The organism is Anaerosolibacter carboniphilus, assembly GCF_014205875.1.
Classification (GTDB): Bacteria; Bacillota; Clostridia; order Peptostreptococcales; family Thermotaleaceae; genus Anaerosolibacter; species Anaerosolibacter carboniphilus.
This window is the reverse complement of the sequence record NZ_JACHEN010000007.1, coordinates 130,828-151,040: the sequence shown is the minus strand read 5'-3', so window position 1 is coordinate 151,040 and position 20,213 is coordinate 130,828. Positions and strand designations below refer to the sequence as shown.

Sequence of the window (20,213 nt, the reverse complement as noted above, 5' to 3'; positions counted from 1 at the left end):
GATAAATACTCTTTTACGCTGTATCGTCTATTCTTTCAATTTAAAATTATTTACAAGATCGTTTAGCAATTCCGCAGAGTTATTTAATTCTGAAGCAATTGCACTTAGCTGGGAAATCGTCTCCGTTTGACCCGAAATACTCGATGCCACATTGGTTACAGCTGCGGCTATTTCCATATTGCTGCCATTAATAGTTTCCATTGTAGCTGAAAGCTCTTCCGTAGCCGCACTTTGCTCCTCTGTACTCGCCGCAATGCTTTGTATTTTATCATTAATATGCATAACTCCTGAAGTAATGTTTTGGAGCTCCATATGTACATTCTCAACCATCTTTCTACCTTCTTTGATATAGGAGCCTACCCCTGTGGTGGCCTCAATTGTCTGCAGAATCATACTATGAATCCTTTGAACTAATAACTCAATCATTTTCGCAGACTGATTATTGTTCTCTGCAAGTTTTCGAATTTCCTCTGCTACTACACCGAATCCTCTTCCATGCTCCCCAGCCCTGGCTGCTTCGATGGCCGCATTTAATGCCAATAGATTGGTTTGATCTGTTATGGTCTTAATCGTATCTGTGATCTTTCCAATTTCACTGGCTTCTTTTCCTAACTGCTCAGTAATGCGAATTGTATCTGAAGATATCTCCTCTATCTTCTCCATTTCTTCCTTGGCTTCTAAAGCAAGCTTTCCACTTTGCTGAGCCGTAGCGCTAATATCATTGGCCACATCACAAATTTCCTGGGATACCATGGCAGTGTCTTGGGAAGATCTTGCAATTTCTACGATACTTTCAGTGATCTGGTTAATGGAACCTCCAATTTTTTGAGTATCCGCTGCAACCTTATTCATATGATCGTCTATATGGATGATACCTTCTTTTGTCTGATGCCCGCCTTGGCTTAATACTTCTGCTCCTTCCGAGACAATGGATGAATTCTTCTTAATTTGTATAACCATATTTTCCATACTATCCATAAATCTATTAAAAGACTCTGCCATTGAGCCGATTTCATCTCTACTCTTTACATGAATTCGCTTGGTTAAATCTCCTTTACCCTTTTCTAGATCAAGAAAGATTTGTAAAAGATTATTTACAGGATTTCTAATTCCATTGGCAAGTAAGACTGCAATAATAAATGATAACCCTATAATAATGATCGCAATAATGATACTTCCATTGATTTTCATAGATATATGCATATTAAGCTCATCCAAATCCTTGTCCATTTCTTTTTGACTGTTGCTTTGAAGGGTATCCACTTTGCTGAATACGTCATCTGCAAGCTGGTCAAACTTATCCATATGCATATTTCCTTTTTCATGTCCCTGGTCAACATAGGTTTGGGCTACCATTTTACCATACTCAAAAAAACTTGAAAATGCTGCATTGAGCTCGTCTACAGCTTCTCTATATGTATCATCTAACTTTACAAGTTCATTGGCATTCTTTATGAAAAGAGTTGCATGTTCGTCTGCTTTCTTCATCCCATCCATATCTTTAGACGCACTTACTTCTTCAATATATAGTCTTGTTTGAATAATGTCATTCTTCATATCGTTGGTTAGTTCCAAACTTGTAGCAGCAACTTCTTTGATATGCATAATGTGTTCTTTATTATCCATAAATCCAGCTATATTATAGACTGTACTCACAGTGAGAATAATTAGAATAACTGAAAAACCCGCGATAATTTTTTTTGTAATAGAGTTAAACATTATATACACCCCTAGTTTCAAGATAGAATATATATTCTTCTTTTATCCCTTAGCTCCCTTTTTCTCGTCAGCATATTTTTGTATATTGAACCTTTAGCTAAAGCTAAAATAGCTATGAAAATTCGATGTCCATCCTTTTGGGCTATAATTTCCCGAATGTTTATCAATAACATAGCAATCTGAATAAATTCCAGCCGTAATATTTTTAAGGGCCATAAGCAATCTATCAATGTCTTCAAGGTTGTTTTGTAGCCCAAGACTTACTCTTACAAGTCCTGGTACGTTTGATTTATCCCCATTTAATATGCTGTTTTTATAGCGGTTCACTTTATCAGAATCTACATTAAGAAGTCTCAAAACATAGGGATGAGCACAAAAACAACCACTTCTAACGCCAATCCCATATTCATAGGATAATATAGCCGCTACCAAGGAATGATGCATGTTTTCCACATTAAAACTTACAACACCTAATCTATGCTCTATATGAAAGGATGTTCCTCCACAGATATCTATATGATTAATCTCTTTTAAACCCTCCACTAAATATTGAGTCAACTCCATTTCATGCTTTTCGATTCTGCCATATCCAATGGCTTCTATATTCTTTATCGATACGGCCAGTGCTACAGCCCCCATAACATTTGGTGTACCCGCTTCATTTCTTTCAGGTACCTCATCCCAATATACTTCTTCGGAGGTAACCATTTTAACCATTCCTCCTCCCACATGATCTGGTTCTGCATGTTCAAAAAATTCATTTGGCCCTACCAGTACACCTGTACCGAAAGGAGCAAAGAGCTTGTGAGCAGTAAAAACCAAAAAATCTATATGTTTAATGTCCATGTTCCGTTTTATATCTATTTTGCGATGTGGTGCCAGTTGAGATGCATCTACCAGTACTTTCGCACCAATCTCATGGGCCATAGTTGCTATATCATAGATGGGATTTATATACCCTGTGACATTGGAAGCACCAGTAATCGCCACAAGTTTAATCCTTTTTCCATATTGGTGGACAAGGTTTTTAAAATGATCTATATCGATCTCTCCCGTTGTCTTTATATCTATATTCTTAACGATACCATGCTTTCTCCACGGTAAATCATTTGAGTGATGTTCCATAAAAGAAGTAAGGATGATATCTTCTTCATTAAATGTGAATAGACTTGCTAACTTATTTATGGCCTCTGTAGAATTCTTTACGAATACAACAGTATTTTTATCTGGCTCAGCTTCTACAAAGTTTGCAACTATATTTCGTGCCTCTTGATATATTTCTGTTGAACATAATGATTTAAAGCCGTTTCCTCGATGGATGCTGGAATACAACTTTGAAAACTCATTTACTTTATCTACAACCTTTATAAAGGGAGGGGAAGTGGCAGCATTATCCAAATCGACATACCTTATATATTGGTTACCCAGAATCGGTACTTGAAAATCCTGTCCTAAGAATAATGATTTGAAATTATTTTTAGTCACCACTATTTATTCACCTTCAAACTTTAATTTATTTTCATACACATTCCTTGAAGTGTTTCTCTTTTTCTTTCAGTAATTGCTTCGTTTTTTCAACAATATATTTATCTAGTTTTCTGCTAAGGAATAATACTTCTTTTTTCTCTCCTTTTTCTATTGCTTCATAAAGTCTATATCGTAATACTTCCATTTTCTCCATGCTATTTCTCCTCAACAAATGAATACCTAGTAGATGTCTACCAGGCATTCATTTGAAATAATCTTTACATCTGTTTTAATCTTATCTGTTGTCATAAACTTGTATAAAGGTTTATTCTCTCATACCTTCTTGTGCTATACCAATATATCCAATTTATTACCAACAATACTATTTGGTATCTTGGGTAATGATTTAGCCTGTACTTCTGCTACCTTTTCTTCTGATTTTTCTACTGCTTTTCGAGGATTTGTCCCATGCATTCCCGGCATTTGGCAGTTTTTCGCCATACCGTTTGTTCCTGATAATTTGTGTAATCCATTCATAACATCTTCCTCCTTCGTATTTTGTTCAAATTAAGCGCATCTGCACTTTCACAATATGAACTTGCAAAATTTATGCCAATACCACTATTTAATTAATTTTCTAGATTTTTCTACGAAATTAACATAAAGCCACGCCCCATTCACTATATATTCTTACTCTTAATATCAATACTCTCCATATCATGTTTAAAATCCCACATATCACTGTGTAATAATATACACCCTTCTTATCCCATATCAAACATCGACGCTCATATATAATACTTTTTCCTATAAAAATAGATAGACCTAACAATTTGCTAGGTCTATCTATTTCATACATATAATCCTACATCATACCGCCCATCATGCCACCCATCATACCCATACCGCCGCCGCTGTTTCCGCCGCCTTGCATGTTCATGTTATTCATAGGCATCATGTTCATTCCGCCTTGCATGTTCATGTTGTTCATAGGCATCATATTCATTCCGCCATTCATATTCATATTGCCCTGCATGTTCATGTTGTTCATAGGCATCATGTTCATGCCACCTTGCATATTCATGCTATCCTGCATGTTCATACCATTCATGTTATTCATGTTATATCCATTACCCATATTCATGTTATTACCATAACTCGCATTCATGCTGTTATATCTAGTAAATTCATTGATACCCCATAGTACGCCAAAGCTAATTACTATACCTGTAAGAGACACCACTGCTAGTTTAAACCATGGATTTCTTATCATAATCGTCCCTCCTATACATTTTTAATTTCTTTTTCTGTTCCACAGTGAGGACAAACTTTCCACTCACTATTTAATTCTTTTGTACAAGTAGCGCATAGTTCTTTATTCTCTACTACTTTAGTCGTCGTAAAAGCACTTTTAATTGTTTTTACATCCTCTTCGGTGAACAGATTATTTCTAATCCATACAACAATTCCTGCTACTAAACCAATGACAAATACAACAAACAGTACTTTGATTAATAGAAGCAATAGATATGATACTGTGCCTAAATACATGTTTCCACCCCCTTTTCCTAAGTCTACTTAAGTTCATCTATATTTAAAGCAATACTCGTGCCAACTTAAAAGTCCATCTTTAATTATTGGGTACTGTCTCTTTTTATTTTTAATGGGTGGTTGAAAACACTTAACTTTACCCTCTTTATTGCCTATGAGAATATTTTTTCTCTACTTCTGTCATTAAAACTAGCTACACATATACTCTCATGTATGGAAAAGATCCTTTAGTATGTCCATATTTCTACAGAAGCCTGTAGAATATTTTACACCGCCATATTCCTCTATAAATTCTCCATAGATATTTGATAGGATTATTATCCCTATAACGCTAGAAACTTCTGGCATATTATTTGCACGATTTAGGCTCTGACAAAATCTATTCAAGGAGATGCCTATGAAGAAATTATCCTTAATGAAATACTTTACACTTTATAGCTTAATAGCTTTTTCAGTTACAGGGATTATCCTGACATATTTCATAACTGAACATATGAAAACAGACAAAATATCCAGTAATGCTACACTTGCTAGTATTATACTGAATGCTGAAGTTAGCCCACTGCTGTCAGAAGAAGTTCTTATAACAGGTCTTCCAAGTCAGAACATCCTTGCTATTGAAAAAAATATTATGAAGGTACCACACAATATAAACATGCTTATGCTCAATATTATTAATAAGGAAGGTACTATCATTTTTTCAACCGATAATGCCTTAATAAATACAAAAGTATTTCTAAGCCAGAACATTAAAAGTTCTTTTTCTGGAAAGGTGCACTATCAAATCATAGATTCGAACCAAATTGACTATCTACAAAAGTTCCAAAATAAAAAAATAATTGAGGCGTATCTACCGATCATCTTAGGCACAAAAACATACGGTACATATGAAATCTATATGAATTTTGCTGATATTGGCAGCCATATTAATGATTTGAAAAAACTTATATATGCTACAGTGTTTTTTGGTCTTTCTATTCTTTTTATTTCATTATTGAAAATCATACGTAATGCCTCTAACACACTTATACAACAAAATAACGCATTACGACTCAGGACAGAAGAGTTGCAATCTTCTTATGCCAAATTAAATACTGCTTATAAAAATACAGTCTTAACTTTATCAAATGCCATAGAAGCAAGAGATCCTTATACCCGTGGACACTCTGAACGAGTCACTACAATATCACTAATACTCGGAAGTACTCTTGGCCTATCCGATGAACAGCTTAAAACTCTCGAAACTGCTTCCCTTTTTCATGATATCGGAAAGCTTGGAATTTCAGATTTGATACTTCATAAACCTGAAAAATTAACGGAAGAGGAGTTCAAGGTAATAAAGAACCACCCGATTATTGGTGTAAATATTCTAGGTAATATTGATTTCTTAAAAAATATTTTGCCTATTATCCTTCATCACCATGAAAAATTTGACGGTAGTGGCTATCCCCTTGGAATTAGAGGCGAGTCCATTCCGTTAAAATCTCGAATTATAGCTGTTGCCGATACTTATGATGCCATGACATCAAATAGGCCCTATCGAAAAGGACTACCCCATGAACAAGCGGTGGAAGAGTTGATAAGGCTAGCTGACATACAATTTGACCGCCAAGTGGTAGATGCTTTTCTCATATCTGAACATAGTATTAAAGAATCTACTATAGAAGTCAATTAATGGTATCTTTTTGATATCTCATCTATAGACTTTTAAGCAAAAATAATCCTGGTAGTTATTCACTACCAGGATTATTTCTTAGTGCATTTTCATGCCACCCATCATGCCCATGCCATTCATGTTGTCCATTTTCATCATACCCATACCATTCATGTTGTCCATAGGCATCATATTCATGCCACCCTGCATATTCATATTACCTTGCATGTTCATGCTCATATTGTTCATAGGTGCCATATTCATGTTATAACCATACATGGCCTGTGCATTATTATATCGAGTGAATTCATTTACTCCCCATAATACACCGAAGCTGACTACAATACCTAAAAGAGAAACTACCGCTAACTTTACCCAGGGGTTTTTCATAATTTTTCCTCCTTTCTATGCATTCTTTATTTCTTTTTCTTTGCCGCAGTGAGGACAAACTTTCCATTCTGCATTTAGCTCTTTTCCGCAAATTGTACAACTTTCCTTAGCAACTACTGCTTTATTGCCTGAGAATGTGTTTTTGATTGTTTCCACATCTTCAGCTGTAAAAAGGTTGTTTTTAATCCAAACGATAAGCCCAGCCACTAGACCAATGACAAATACGATAAACAACACCTTAATCATCAGTAACAATAGGTATGATATTCCACTACCATATCCAAAGCCAAATCCACCACCCATAGACATATGCTCACCTCCGTAATTTCCTCTCATGGTAAATCCTAGTCCAAACCCAGAACCAAACAATAGACTCTGTAGAAGACTCAACCCAATAATACCTAAAAGGGCAAACACAGCAAGTTTAACAAAAGGATTCTTCTTCATCTATTTCACCTCCTCCATCCCTATTTCTACTGTCACTAATATACATAGCAATAAGCGTGCCAACTTTTTTCTATGTTAAATTCCTTGATGAAAATATTCATAGGCTAGTCATAGGCTTTCTTAGTTATCTTATTTGCTGCTCATCGTACTAGTTCTCCAATTAACCTAAATAGATCCCATTAATTCCACCTTCAATTTATAGAGGCTCTTCGTTTTAATTAGATATTCTTAAGATCATCGTTTCCCTTGTATATGCAAGGTTATCCAATGCATATTTCTTAAAATCATTCAATTTATTGAATTATGGGTTCATGTGCAAAAACGAACACTCTATTGTATAAAATTGAACATATTCGAATGCAGATCATCCAATGATTAAATTAACAATAAAAAAAGCAGTCCCTAAAGACCACTTTTATTATCTGCTTGAAGATTGAACTTCTCCATTCTATATATAAGGGCATGCCTTGATATTCCTAGCAGCTTTGCTGCTTGTGTCTGATTCCAGCCTACCTTCTCTAATGCTTGACGAACCAAACTCTTTTCTACTTCTTCAAGTACGATCCCTGTTTCTGGAAGAACAAATACATCATCATAGTCAGAGTAAGCTCCTTTGATAACCTCTTTCGGTAATAAAGATGCCTTAATATAGCCCTCATTTGCAAGAATCACAGTTCTTTCAATGATATTTTCAAGTTCACGTATGTTACCAGGATAATCATAATTCATCAATATTTCAAGGGCATCATTTTCAACAATCAAGCTGCCTTTGTTCAGCTCCTTAGCATATTTTCCTGCAAAGGACTCTACCAATAGGGGAATATCTTCTTTTCTTTGTCTTAAAGGGGGAATATGGATCGGAATCACCTTTAATCGATAAAGCAGATCCTCACGAAAATCACCTTCTTCTACCATTTTTTCAAGACTTCTATTTGTAGCAGCAACAATTCTGACGTCAGCTTTAATGCTTTCAATCCCACCCACTCTTTCAAATTCTTTCTCTTGAAGAACTCTAAGCAATTTCACCTGTAGTGAAAGACCCAATTCTCCAATTTCGTCTAAAAAAAGAGTTCCTCCTTGGGCTCTATCAAATCTTCCTGGTTTTCTATTCTGCGCCCCAGTAAAAGCACCCTTTTCATAACCAAACAACTCACTCTCTAATAAATTTTCAGGAATCGCACCGCAATTTACTCGAATATAGGGTTTGTTCTTTCTACCGCTTTGATTGTGTATAGCATTCGCAATTAACTCCTTCCCCGTCCCACTTTCCCCTGTAATGAGTATTGTGGCATTGGTATCTGCAACCTTCTCAATGAGTTCAAATATTTCACACATTTTTTTACTTTTACCAATAATCCTATGATCTTTCGTTTCAGAAATCACATTCCTGAGATAGTCAACTTCTTTGTTTAGTTCATCAACTTGCAAAGCCTTATTTATTTTAAGCATTAATTCGTTAATATCAAAAGGTTTTGAAAGATAGTCTAACGCACCTAGCTTCATCGCTTCTACAGCAGCATCTGTATTTCCATGGGCAGTAATCATGATTACTGGCACCTTCTCATTGAGGGTACGTATCCTTTTCAGCACCTCCATACCATCAACTTTGGGCATTCTATAATCCAGGACTACTAGATCAGGCTCTTTCTCTAGAAAAAATTCAAAGGCCTCTTGGCCATCTTTTGCTTCGATCACACCAAAGTTGCATTCCTTTAGCTTCTTTTCTAAGATCCATCGCATGTTCTTTTCATCATCTGCAATCAATACTTTTTTCATGAATGGATGGATACCTCCTTATCTATCGGAAGTAGCAATTCAAATCGACTACCTTCCCCTACTTTGCTAAAGACATCAATTACACCGTTGTGCTCTTCTACGATTCTATGAACAATAGAAAGGCCTAATCCTGTTCCTTCTTCCTTCGTCGTAAAAAATGGATTAAAAACCTTCTTAATATGGCTTTCCTCTATACCTATACCAGTATCCTGGAAGATGATTTGAATCCATTGGTGATTCAGATTTCTTACGGTAATCGTAAGTTCTCCTCCATTCGGCATTGCATCCGTCGCATTAAATATCAAATTAATAAATGCCTGCTTTAATAATTCCTTGCTTGCAACGATTTCAGGAATTTTGTCACGATAATAATTTATAGTAACCTCATTTCGTTTAATATATTGGCTTGTGATTGTTATTACATCCTCCATAAGTATATCAACGGCACAGAGCGACATTTCATCCTTATTTGGTTTTGCAAAATCCATAAGGCTCTTTACGATTCGGTTGGCTCTTTCTACTTCCTCATCAATTATTTCCAATTCTTTCACAGCCTCGGTACTTCTCTCTGCTTCTCCTTTCATGGTCTGTGCCACAGCTTTTATAATAGCCAATGGGTTTCTTATCTCGTGGGCTATTCCAGTAGAAAGTTCTCCAAGAGCCACTAGCTTATCATTTCTTTGTACGTGTTTCTGAAGCTTATTTAATTCAGTTATATCATCAAAGATCATTACTAAACCTTTATTCATATTTTCTAAATTTAGAGGATAGATATTGACTCTAATATTTGTTTCCTTATTGGCTATCTTTACATCTATTTCGATATTCTCAATGATTTTATTTTGTCTTATAGACTCTATTGCCTTTGTTTTCACCTGCTCACAACACACGATTGTCTTAAGAAAGCTTTGCCCAATACAGTTCTCATCTATTCCAAGAATATCCGTTGCTCCTTGATTGATAATGGTAATAAACATATCATTGTTTACTGCAACAACACCACTTTTGATACTCTCAATGATACCATTCGTATATTTTTCTAAAAGTATATATCTAGCTAAACTGCCTTTTATATCTTCTAACTCCCTATTTTTTCGTTCAAATAAGATCCCTGTCACCACCCCAATAGAAAAGAAGAAGAATACATCTATTAATTCATTTATAGTAGGAGAGCTTAAATTGACAGCTAGTAAGATATGGGGGGAATATACCAATCCTACTATTAAAGCGACTAGAACACCCCCTCTAAATCCATATTTGTAAGCTCCCATGATGATAGGCACCGTATATAATAGCCTATAGACACTATGATAAGGTACATCTTTATACCCATATAGGTAGTGGATAATACTAACGCCTGCAATAAATAAAAAAATTACAATTTCATATTTATATTTTAAAAGTATTTTTTTCATTTGATCACATCTTTATCTATAGGTTTTTCACAGTACGGACAAAAGCGCCAATGAACATCGATTTTTTCTCCGCAATTTGTACAATACTTTTTTAACGTTTCTTTGCAAATTGGGCACACATTAAAATCTTTTTCTACAATGCTATTGCAATTTGGACACCTATTTACTTTAGATGTCACTGTTTGACTTCCATTATCTGCTCTGTATATGAAAAGATAATATACCAGGAATGCCACAATTAATAATATAAAAAGCGTCACTTTCTATCATCCTTTCCTGTTTATATGGGAACCACATATTGGGCAGATCTTCCATCGTTCACTTTCAATATCAAATCCACACTTACCACACTTCTTAATACCGCTTTGCTTTTGTAACCTATCCAAAAGTATGAAGCCTCCAATAGCAATGGCTATTAAAATAATTATCCAAAAGGTCATGCTGTAGTTATAATTATTATACATGCGCATTTTCGAGTGCATACCCATTCCCATTTCCAAATTCTGCTGGAAGAACATAGGTGCAAAGATAAAATTATAGATAAAGATAACGCCTAACACGATTAAGAGCATGTACAAGATTGTCCTCTTATTCTGCATAAGTATTCCTCCCTAAGCTGTTTATAACCTAAAACAATGCAAGAAAAGTGCCAATCATTACGAAGTATCCTAGATATTTTCTTGCTTATCTTTTCTAACTAGAAACTTCGCCATTAGAAACGGCTTTATTTCTCAACAGAACTAAGTGATAAAACTTTATTAGGACAGCCAAAAGTACATTTTTGACATTTCATACAATCTGTATCACGAACTATACCAACATTTCTAAAAGATGGGATATCGATTTGCAAAGGACAGTTTTCTATGCATAGCCCACACGAGACACAACTTTCATCAATAGCAATTTGGTGAGAATTGTTTTTTCTGACTTTGGTGATGAAAGAAGCTGCCGTACCCATAGGACAAAAGGTACACCATGCAAAAGGGTGAAGAAATATAGCAAAAACGATTTGAACAATTGTCGTTAATACCATCATTGTGATAAATACTTTTCCTATGCATGTGAGAGACTCATGGGGCTGTAATAATCTATTGATGAAGAATGACATCAATAATATAAACACAAATGTTCTGAATAATTTACTCTTTAAAAACTTTGAAATTGACTTTTGAGGGCTTATTAAAGATAATATTGAATTACTAAAGCTCCATCTAGGACAGAAATTTCCGCACCATGCTCGTCCAAATGAAAAAGAAAAGACAATAGGACCAACTATGCAAATTAAAGTTAAGACCATAAGGATAGGCGAATACCAACCAAATAAGATAATAAAAGGAATTAAAATCCATGATAGTTTCTGAATATATAAAATTAGCGTATTAATTATAGTTCACCTCACGGAAAATTTATTTCTAACAGAATATCTTTGAAAAAATTAAGTAAATTTGACCTATTCAAGACTAGAATGACATGAAATTTATACAGACGCGTATTTCTTTAAATATCTTGAAAGAGTATATCATAGGAATTTAGCCTGAACAAGCATCATCAATATCCATAAAAATTCATTATATAGTCCTACATATTTTATCCCTTATCAAAATTTTGTATTTTATTCTAAATTATTCGTGAAATCCATAAAATCTCCATATGTATTTGTTAAAATATGATCGTACTAGCGCTGTACATAATTTTCATATTAGGGGGATTGGTTATGAAAAGACAAATTTTAAAACCTTTGATCACGTTGTCACTTATCACTACTTTATCACTTGGTACAAGTACCGGGGCATTTGCTTTGACATCCAGTACAAACGCCGCACCAGCAGCTGCAGAAAAAGAATATGTCGGCTATTTAATTGATGCTCACTGTAACAAAGTTGGTAAATCAGAGATGGGCAATATTGAAGTAAAAAAGAGCCCTGAAAAACACCAAACTGCATGTCTTAAAATGAAAAATTGTATGGATAGCGGTTTAGGTCTTATGGTGAAAGAAGATAAGACATATAAGTTCTATAGCTTTGATAAAGCCAGTAGTAAAAAAGCTGATGATACGATTATGATGAAAACAAAGAAAAAATTCAACAATAAAGTTGCTGTGAAAGCTTCTGTAAAAAACAATGTCTTAACAATTTCATCGATAAAAGAAGTAAAATAATTCACGTATAGTTGATCGCTTCCAGTCTATTTGATGGATTAAAGGAACACATTTGCCTCTGAAAGCAAAGTAGATTAAAAAAGTATATCTACTTTGCTTTTTATCTATTTTTCTAATACTCACCATTTAGAACTTAAAAAATGTTCTGTTAAGAAGATTTTAAGTAATAGAAGGTTGGACTTTAGTTCTAGATAGAATCTTAAAAAGTATAAACGTGCTCATTAGAAAATATGATCAGAGTCGTCCTTATTCTATATCTTCGCATTTTATTTATTATGTATCTAGGATTAATATAATATCATTTTAAAAGTTTAGGAGATAACCTATGGATAAGACCAAACTAAATGACTATTCTAAGAGAATATGGCAGGAATCCGTTAATGTTTTTACAGATTTAGAACACCTAAGACTGGCAATCTTAAACATTAAAATCTCAGTAGCAAAAATAGATTCAGGCGAGCACAGAGCCCTTGCAACGGTAGCTGATTACTTATCAGATTCAATTGATAGTATTGAAGCGAAAACAGGGAGAATAAGAGACCTTTCCAAACATATCGGTAGGGAAATCAATCAAAGCGAATAAAGTTTAAATTTTTAATCGTGTGTTGATGTTATAGAAAACTCCAAATAGCGTCTCTAACTTATAGTAAAATAATAAGAAGCCCTGGCCTCAGCCAGAGTTTCTTATTATTTTGAGATCAAAGTCTATTGATTAGATTTTATAGTAATTGAGAGACCTTTAAATCTTTATCAGAGTTATTCAGGTTTGTTATACGTATCCTGAGGATTAGCTGTATAGTTTGGTACAAAATCCTCGTATTCAATTCCCTGCATCATGCCAGCCGCAGCATGGTGTAACTCATGGCAATGCTGTACCCATCGACCAGGATTATCAGCTTCAAAGGCCACTACATATTTTTCACCAGGTTTTACTAGCAACGTATCCTTCATAATGGCTGCCCCAGAAACAGGAATCCCATTCTTTGATAGTATCTGGAAGAAATGCCCATGCAAGTGCATTGGGTGATCTACTTTACTATTGTTAAAGTACGTAAATTTCACTGTATTTCCTGTTCTTAATTTGAGTAGTGGTAGTTCATTAAAAATCTTGCCATTGATTGTATATCTCAAGCCTTTGTCGTCTCCTAAAGCATCTAATTGAACCATATAATCAATATCATAAGTTTGATCTAACGTAAATTTCCCTGGGCCAGGTGCACCATAGTTCACTAAGTTAAACAGTGGATACTCTACTATTTCTTCTTCTGGCCTGGTCGTTCCATTACCATCAGCAACAATTACAGGTATTTGTAATTGATCATTATATGCATTATCATCATGGGCATCAATGAAGAAGTTTTCATCTGATGTTACCGTAAACTCCACATCATATCTCTCTCCTGGTGCTATTTGAATGATCTGATCCTTAATGAAATCTGCGCCATAAATATCCTGTCCATCTGTACTTACAATCTTAATATCTTGTCCTGGAATGTGAATTCCATGGGACCTATATCCAGCGTTGATAAATCTAAGCCTTACCACATCGCCTTTCTTTACATCTATTGGTTTTATCAATTCTCCTGATTTACCGTTAACGGTATAAATATCATAGGCATAAGCCATCATCTCTTCTTCTTCCATAACGGGGTCGTTCTCTTCAGAAGTGGACATATCCATACCACCATGACCACCTACATCTCCTTGAGGCTCCATCGCACCATGCCCTCCTGTATCACCTTGAGGTTCCATGGCACCATGCCCACCGCTGCCTTCTGCTTCCATATTCATATTCCCCATCTCTTCCATGGGGTTCTCCATCCATTCATCCAAAATAAAGGTATAATCCTTATCTATCTTCCCTTTATTCTTCGGTTCTACAATCAATGCACCATATAATCCTTTATCAACCTGCTTCGATCCTTCCTGATGGGAATGATACCAGTAAGTTCCAGGTACATCAGCAGAAAATTCATAAACAAAGGTTTCTCCAGGCCTTACTGCATCTTGATTAAGGCCAGGTACACCATCCATAGCAGAATTTAGTGGATATCCATGCCAATGAATTGTGACGGGCTCGGTCAGCGTGTTCTTTAGTTCAACTTGAACATAATCACCTTCTGTTACACGGATCTCTTCTCCCGGAACTGTTCCATTATATGTCCAAACAGGAATAATAACGCCTTCTTTTATCTCCAAGTTTGTTTCTTGCGCCACCAGAGTAAACCTTTTCACAGGCTGACCATCCCTAGGTTTGACAATCCCCTTTGCATAGTCATGATTATTAAAAGGACTTGATGGAACTGTGTTTTCACTGTTACCTTGATTCATATCAGTATTTGTATTTACATCATTCTGTCCCATTCTCATATTTTCCATGAAAGCCTGATTACGCTGGAAAGTAACGACAGAAAAAACTATAACAACCGATGCTATTATCGCTAATACAGTATTCAACCTGCTACGCATTTTTATTCCTCCAATTATTTATTTTTATCATACTAACAGATTTACCTCTGCTTATATTAGTTACCCTATCAATGAGAGGTTTTAACATCATCCTAGATTTAATACGCAGGTATAATTATTATTTTTTCCAATTACTAAAATACTCTTTATTTTCGCTTAAATAGCTCTTTGCAATTGTTATACTTTCAGTATCTTCTACCTTGTTTTCACCCATGATTGGAACGGGATTACAGCCACCCTTAATGACCTGTATATCATCTATTTTAAATACGTTACCACAATTCTGACATACTATAGTATCTCCCTGCTGTACATAATAACCTCTACCTGAATCAAAGCAAACCTGACATGTATTCAGTGCTGTTCTAATGGTACCATCCGTCGCTTTAACAGCCATTACTTCCATATATGTATCGCCGTCCTTATAGCCATAAAACTTTACTGTCTCAGACACTTCACTCTTTTTAATGACTACGTCTCCATCCGTAATCACTGGAATCTCATTGTTTTTACCCGTACCCACGGCTTCATTTGTATTTTTATCGGAAGTAACGTACCAAGCACCGAGCAATAGTATGATGGCTACTAGTATAAAATATAAATTCTTTGAACTTCTTTTCATACCAGCTTTGTTTTTCTTTTTCACTGTATGATCTCCCCCCTATTTCTTTGTTTACTAAATATTATAATAAAAATATATGGAGATTATATGGAGATGGAAGCCAAGGGAAACTGTTTTTCTACATTTCCCATAACATTTAATCATATACGGGGTCTCGCCAACATTTCAGGACCATCCATACTCACGAGAAAAAAGCTACGTATTTTCAATGTTTTACCATTGCATGTGGATTTTCTTCTGCATATAGTTGACCATTTTACAAAAGATAACTTAGAGGTGAGTATTTATGATAATTTCATTTAAACGCAATCTAGGAAATATGGATAGAAAAATAAGAATTCTCCTGGGCGCATTGCTATTAATTGAAGGCATACTTGGATACTGAATCATTATGGATATGCTAGGTTGGTCAACCGCTAAATCAAAAAGATAAAGACTGGAATCTTCTCCAGCCTTTATCTCTAAATAATCAATTAATAATTCATTAAAGATAGTTTTTGTCCTCAATGCCAGTATCAAATGAGATCCTTAACAGACATCTGCCACAACACAATTTTTTCCTCTAGACTTAGCCTTTAGCAAGGCTTTGTCACCTGCAATCAACACATCATCCAGATAATGTCCATCTTCTCCATGGCTAGATACGCCTAATGAAACCGTTATCTCTGGATATGGAGAATTATCTAGTCCACTAACATTGAATCGTATTTTTTCAGCTATATTTGAAGCATTGACCTTGTCACATTGATTAAGGAGAACAACAATTTCTTCTCCTCCATATCTGTACACTCGATCTTGACATCTTATAGATGACCTGATTACATCACTGACCCTTTGCAATATCTTATCCCCGACTTGATGTCCAAACAAATTATTAAAGTTTCTGAAATTATCTATATCAATAAAAATCAGAGAAAACCCTGTATTTCCCTGCATTTCACTAATGTCTGCATCAAATGCTCTTCTATTAAGAAGTCCTGTTAACTTGTCCATCCTTAATTTTTCACTTAAATCCAGGTTTGTTACTTTCAGCTGCCTATAATTTTTGTAGAACTTGCTGGTAATAAGGTAATTAACAATCCCAAATATAACCCCCATAAATATGCAATGCAGAAGTTGTCCTCCGAACCATGGCATTACAACCGAGTGGAATATAAATCCATATGATATACCTACCAATATAAGACATAAAAACAGATTCAATTTAAAATTGTCTTCTTTCATGACTCTCCCCCTATCCTACTCATTTACTGTTTCATAATTTATTTTTCTTAATAATACCAACCTGATCGACATCTATAAATAGAGCGTTTTAATATTACTACCCTTTAATCCCAATCCCTTAATATATAAAATTAAAATGCAAGAATTATTCCACATTTCCTACTATAGTGACATCTATACAGTCTATTTGAAAATGATTAATAAATTGAGTACAAATAGATTCTTAGAAATATCGTCGTATATATCTCTGGGGTTATAATAACCCTACAGCTATTTAATCATTTATACACTCCGTCTAGCAATTTTATATAGTATCTCGTAGTCATCTCCAAACGTGCATAATCCATTGCAATGCTCATATAAATCTGAGAATAAAATATATCTTAATGCCACATTATCGACGTTTTTGAAAGATGGTCTCTTCAGTTGCGCTAAGATCTCCTTCTCTCTCGTATCAGGAGCTACTAAAAAGAAGCTATACTGTTTATCGCCAAGTGATGAAGCTAAATCTATTAGTCGTAGGATTCCAGAGTAAATAGAAGTGCTCTTCTCAACTTCAAAAGCACATTCTATCCGCTTTGTCTTTTTATTCAGCCAAAGTACATCAATTAATGATATCGTTTTTACCACATCTTTAGGTAGATTTAGAGGTGGAAGCTCAGGAATGGTTAAAGATTGAAGGCTTTTCCCATCAATGGATTTAACTCGATCATTGATGGCAACAAACACATCATATCCTAGTTTACATCCGATCTCTGTAAGTAAGTATTGTACCCTTAAATGTTCACTTTCTTCTTTAATTTCATTTTCAGCTTCCGAATTTCTCTTCTTTAATGTCTTTTCCAACTTACTTTTTTCAAACCTTAATGCGGTTTCCCAATTTTCATTTAGTACAATTTTTCCTATGCCTACATCAAATAATAATCCTGAAATAGCTCCTAGATCCTTTGAAAGCATGTGCCTCAACTCATAATTTGCTTTCATAATAACCTCTCTCATTTCAAGATAGTGCTGCCATGAACCTAATTTTTTCTTGTCAGAAAAGACTGCATTAAAACCATTGACCATTGCAGTATTAAATGGAGGCATTAGCGTAGGATGCAAAAAGTATAAGATGTTAGCTACCGCTGGTCCCAGACCCTTTATCTTATACCCATCAAGTTTTATTATTTCTTTAATAATCTTATCTTCACTTGTTGCTTGTAAACATGCCTCTAAAAACTGACCAAATATCCGTTTATTATTTTCGTTCTCATAAATGTCCGGAATCCTCAGTTTGGGTTTCCAGTAGAAAGGATGTGCAGCACCTTCAAAAACTTGCTTTTGCTCAGTTATACAAGTCAAAACAAATTCTAATGGTGAACCTTTAAAATCATTACCAAAAGTCCCTTCTTTAATAGAATATACAATATCTATCACTCCACGTCTTATGGAACGAAAAGCTTTCATTCTAGTATTATCGTTAATAAACCAAGTATTATAGACTGATTCCGAATCTATTTTATAACGTTCTACAAGGTTCTTTATATTTGCTGCCAAAACAACTCCCCCTTAATTAACTTTTATTCCATTAGGATGATAATTACGATGCCATACTGTCTCTATAAACAATAAGTCTAACTGATGCATTACATCAAGAAAACATCCTTAGTTTTTTGTGCGCAATACTATTATAGTATTAAATAGAAATATTTTACACAATATTCTATACAATTCTCTTGGTGGAAAAGGAAATATATGCAAGTATTTCTTCGGTATGGCAATTATTGTGCTGTTAATTGCCTTTAAGTAGAGAGATTTCTCTCTATAACAACTTGCTAAATAACAAAAATCTTGCACATTTTACAATGTACAAGACTATAACTTGTATTTAATAAAAAATCTTATTGTTTTCTTCTATCCTCATTAATTTTAAAAATTCTTTCATATTCCTCTTCTATATGGTTAAACTTTCTATAAGCTTCGATGTATAACTTAAATGCCTTCTCATCTCACGTCGCTTACCTTTAAAATCGCTTCTTCGATCCATAATTCACAATCTCCTTTTCTACCGTCTCTCCATATTATTTGTTGCTAAAGGAGAGGCAATACCATAGAGAGACATCTCAAATATAACCATTCCAGATATAAATCATCAATTTTGACATAGATAATTTATTTTTCATTGAAGTTACTTTATTAAAAAACCTCTTATCGATTTCTACTTAATATTCAGAATTCTAATTTTAGGCGGTAACACCATATATTCATCTACTATTTAAAACACTTTAAGATTTAAGAAGGTTTATACATACTCTTTAAAGTAAATATTTTATAAGATAATCAATCCTTCCCCTTTTTATAAAATACATACCAGAATATTTCATTACTTTTTTGATTTTTTCTCTATATTGTTGCTCATAGCATTGTACTATACATTTTTTACAAGGAGGCTTATATACAAATGGGCAGTTAATCCGCTTATTTATAGCATACACCGCTAGTTCTGTACAATCTCCACATAAGCTTATCTTCTTTTTTACATCTATATAGCTATTAGAAATTAAATGTTTCTCTGTTTGACAATGTTCATTCTTACAATAAACATGGATGAAATCAATTAGTATAGATATATCTTTTTTCACGTCAATATCCTCTTTTCACACAAATAGATTGATTTCGCATATTAAGTCATTCATTTTGTTTTCGTCGTTTTTGGGTTATTACTCTTTTGGTTTATATCACAACAATCTAATCGCTGATCACCAAAATTCTTTTTATTGGCTTCCTCTAGTTTCTTAAGAAAATTTTTAAACCAATTTTTCATAATTCTATCCTCCCTTAACTATAGCTCTACTTACATTAGGAATTTAATGGTATTTTTTATGATTAAAGCAAATCGTAGTAATTTTATCTTCTGACTGTATCATGGGCTTCAACTGTTGTAGTATACACGTTTCCTCCCCATTGTACAGCAACTGACTAATAAACTTATTCAATTTCGATTGCCTTTTTTTTCTCTTCTTCTGTGAGTACACAATTAGACTCCTTTCTTTTGTTGTCAGTTGAACTATGAGTGTGGTTATGATGGTGGTGTCCACCGCAACAGCCTCCACCCTTCACCATTCGATAAACTATGAAGCCAATTAGAACTAAATAAAGTATCCTTACTATTAATAGCATTAATCTCACTCTCTTTCTATTTATATACACAGGCTATAACAATTACTCTTTCGTTGTAGTCATATCTTATAGTATTTGACTTAAACTAAAGATTCCAGCAGTAGCGCCAAAAACAATAAACATAATAATCGATGATACAACTGCCTCTTTTATCTTCTC

22 protein-coding genes and 1 pseudogene are annotated in these 20,213 nt (G+C 34.4%); 3 read left to right on the top strand and 20 right to left on the bottom strand.

Going from position 1 to position 20,213, the window contains the following annotated elements; all coding sequences use genetic code 11:
• Positions 1-27: 27 nt before the first annotated feature.
• From HNQ80_RS07575 to HNQ80_RS07550, 6 genes are all read right to left on the bottom strand, one after another.
• The gene (locus HNQ80_RS07575) at positions 28-1,719 is read right to left on the bottom strand and encodes a methyl-accepting chemotaxis protein (RefSeq protein ID WP_184309780.1); all 1,692 of its coding nucleotides are present in this window, start codon (positions 1,717-1,719) and stop codon (positions 28-30) included.
• Between the two features lie 93 nt (positions 1,720-1,812).
• Positions 1,813-3,207, bottom strand: coding sequence for an aminotransferase class V-fold PLP-dependent enzyme (locus HNQ80_RS07570; RefSeq protein ID WP_207726907.1), 1,395 nt, complete (start codon positions 3,205-3,207; stop codon positions 1,813-1,815).
• Between the two features lie 31 nt (positions 3,208-3,238).
• The gene (locus tag HNQ80_RS07565) at positions 3,239-3,400 is read right to left on the bottom strand and encodes a Spo0E family sporulation regulatory protein-aspartic acid phosphatase (RefSeq protein ID WP_184309776.1); all 162 of its coding nucleotides are present in this window, start codon (positions 3,398-3,400) and stop codon (positions 3,239-3,241) included.
• A 134-nt stretch (positions 3,401-3,534) separates the two neighbouring features.
• Positions 3,535-3,723: a hypothetical protein gene (locus HNQ80_RS07560; RefSeq protein WP_184309774.1), complete on the bottom strand. Its 189-nt coding sequence runs from the start codon at positions 3,721-3,723 to the stop codon at positions 3,535-3,537.
• 328 nt (positions 3,724-4,051) lie between these two features.
• Positions 4,052-4,459: a hypothetical protein gene (locus HNQ80_RS07555; RefSeq protein WP_184309772.1), complete on the bottom strand. Its 408-nt coding sequence runs from the start codon at positions 4,457-4,459 to the stop codon at positions 4,052-4,054.
• An 11-nt stretch (positions 4,460-4,470) separates the two neighbouring features.
• Positions 4,471-4,737 carry a hypothetical protein gene (locus tag HNQ80_RS07550; RefSeq protein WP_184309770.1) on the bottom strand — a complete coding sequence of 89 codons (267 nt, stop codon included), beginning with the start codon at positions 4,735-4,737 and terminating at the stop codon, positions 4,471-4,473.
• A 415-nt stretch (positions 4,738-5,152) separates the two neighbouring features.
• Here HNQ80_RS07550 and HNQ80_RS07545 point away from each other — a divergent pair, with 415 nt between their 5' ends.
• Positions 5,153-6,412: an HD-GYP domain-containing protein gene (locus tag HNQ80_RS07545; protein WP_207726906.1), complete on the top strand. Its 1,260-nt coding sequence runs from the start codon at positions 5,153-5,155 to the stop codon at positions 6,410-6,412.
• Between the two features lie 78 nt (positions 6,413-6,490).
• Here HNQ80_RS07545 and HNQ80_RS07540 read toward each other — a convergent pair whose 3' ends face one another.
• The 8 genes and pseudogenes from HNQ80_RS07540 to HNQ80_RS26635 form a co-directional block, all read right to left on the bottom strand.
• Entirely contained in the window at positions 6,491-6,781 is a 291-nt protein-coding gene (locus tag HNQ80_RS07540) for a hypothetical protein (RefSeq protein WP_184309766.1), read from the bottom strand.
• 15 nt (positions 6,782-6,796) lie between these two features.
• Positions 6,797-7,228 (bottom strand): zinc ribbon domain-containing protein, encoded by a 432-nt coding sequence (locus HNQ80_RS07535; protein WP_184309764.1) that lies wholly within the window; start codon positions 7,226-7,228, stop codon positions 6,797-6,799.
• 402 nt (positions 7,229-7,630) lie between these two features.
• Positions 7,631-9,004, bottom strand: coding sequence for a sigma-54-dependent transcriptional regulator (locus tag HNQ80_RS07530; protein ID WP_184309762.1), 1,374 nt, complete (start codon positions 9,002-9,004; stop codon positions 7,631-7,633).
• Positions 9,001-10,419, bottom strand: a complete 1,419-nt coding sequence (locus HNQ80_RS07525) for a two-component system sensor histidine kinase NtrB (RefSeq protein ID WP_184309760.1) — start codon at positions 10,417-10,419, stop codon at positions 9,001-9,003. The genes HNQ80_RS07530 and HNQ80_RS07525 overlap by 4 nt, the downstream gene beginning before the upstream one ends.
• Positions 10,416-10,598, bottom strand: a complete 183-nt coding sequence (locus tag HNQ80_RS26640; protein WP_408626307.1) for a zinc ribbon domain-containing protein — start codon at positions 10,596-10,598, stop codon at positions 10,416-10,418. The genes HNQ80_RS07525 and HNQ80_RS26640 overlap by 4 nt, the downstream gene beginning before the upstream one ends.
• Before the next feature lie 87 nt (positions 10,599-10,685).
• Positions 10,686-11,018 (bottom strand): hypothetical protein, encoded by a 333-nt coding sequence (locus HNQ80_RS07515; protein WP_184309756.1) that lies wholly within the window; start codon positions 11,016-11,018, stop codon positions 10,686-10,688.
• Positions 11,019-11,143: 125 nt separating this feature from the next.
• Complete coding sequence (locus HNQ80_RS25850; protein WP_243183035.1) at positions 11,144-11,455, bottom strand: hypothetical protein; 312 nt, start codon at positions 11,453-11,455, stop codon at positions 11,144-11,146.
• A 174-nt stretch (positions 11,456-11,629) separates the two neighbouring features.
• Positions 11,630-11,716 (bottom strand): annotated as a pseudogene (locus HNQ80_RS26635) (4Fe-4S binding protein); the annotation flags it as partial.
• 417 nt (positions 11,717-12,133) lie between these two features.
• Between HNQ80_RS26635 and HNQ80_RS07505 the strand changes: the two are divergent.
• Complete coding sequence (locus HNQ80_RS07505) at positions 12,134-12,577, top strand: hypothetical protein (protein ID WP_184309752.1); 444 nt, start codon at positions 12,134-12,136, stop codon at positions 12,575-12,577.
• Between the two features lie 325 nt (positions 12,578-12,902).
• Complete coding sequence (locus tag HNQ80_RS07500) at positions 12,903-13,160, top strand: hypothetical protein (RefSeq protein WP_184309750.1); 258 nt, start codon at positions 12,903-12,905, stop codon at positions 13,158-13,160.
• A 173-nt stretch (positions 13,161-13,333) separates the two neighbouring features.
• On the opposite strand, the gene HNQ80_RS07495 is transcribed toward HNQ80_RS07500, so the two are convergent.
• From HNQ80_RS07495 to HNQ80_RS26250, 6 genes are all read right to left on the bottom strand, one after another.
• The gene (locus HNQ80_RS07495; protein ID WP_184309748.1) at positions 13,334-15,046 is read right to left on the bottom strand and encodes a multicopper oxidase family protein; all 1,713 of its coding nucleotides are present in this window, start codon (positions 15,044-15,046) and stop codon (positions 13,334-13,336) included.
• Positions 15,047-15,164: 118 nt separating this feature from the next.
• Positions 15,165-15,692, bottom strand: a complete 528-nt coding sequence (locus tag HNQ80_RS07490) for a DUF2318 domain-containing protein (protein WP_330602796.1) — start codon at positions 15,690-15,692, stop codon at positions 15,165-15,167.
• A gap of 504 nt (positions 15,693-16,196) precedes the next feature.
• On the bottom strand, positions 16,197-16,892 hold the full coding sequence (locus HNQ80_RS07485) for a GGDEF domain-containing protein (protein ID WP_184309746.1): 696 nt from the start codon (positions 16,890-16,892) through the stop codon (positions 16,197-16,199).
• A gap of 282 nt (positions 16,893-17,174) precedes the next feature.
• Positions 17,175-18,431 carry a hypothetical protein gene (locus tag HNQ80_RS07480; protein WP_184309744.1) on the bottom strand — a complete coding sequence of 419 codons (1,257 nt, stop codon included), beginning with the start codon at positions 18,429-18,431 and terminating at the stop codon, positions 17,175-17,177.
• 758 nt (positions 18,432-19,189) lie between these two features.
• On the bottom strand, positions 19,190-19,516 hold the full coding sequence (locus tag HNQ80_RS07475) for a nitrous oxide-stimulated promoter family protein (RefSeq protein ID WP_184309742.1): 327 nt from the start codon (positions 19,514-19,516) through the stop codon (positions 19,190-19,192).
• Between the two features lie 50 nt (positions 19,517-19,566).
• Complete coding sequence (locus tag HNQ80_RS26250) at positions 19,567-19,698, bottom strand: LDCC motif putative metal-binding protein (protein ID WP_279288959.1); 132 nt, start codon at positions 19,696-19,698, stop codon at positions 19,567-19,569.
• Positions 19,699-20,213 lie beyond the last annotated feature (515 nt).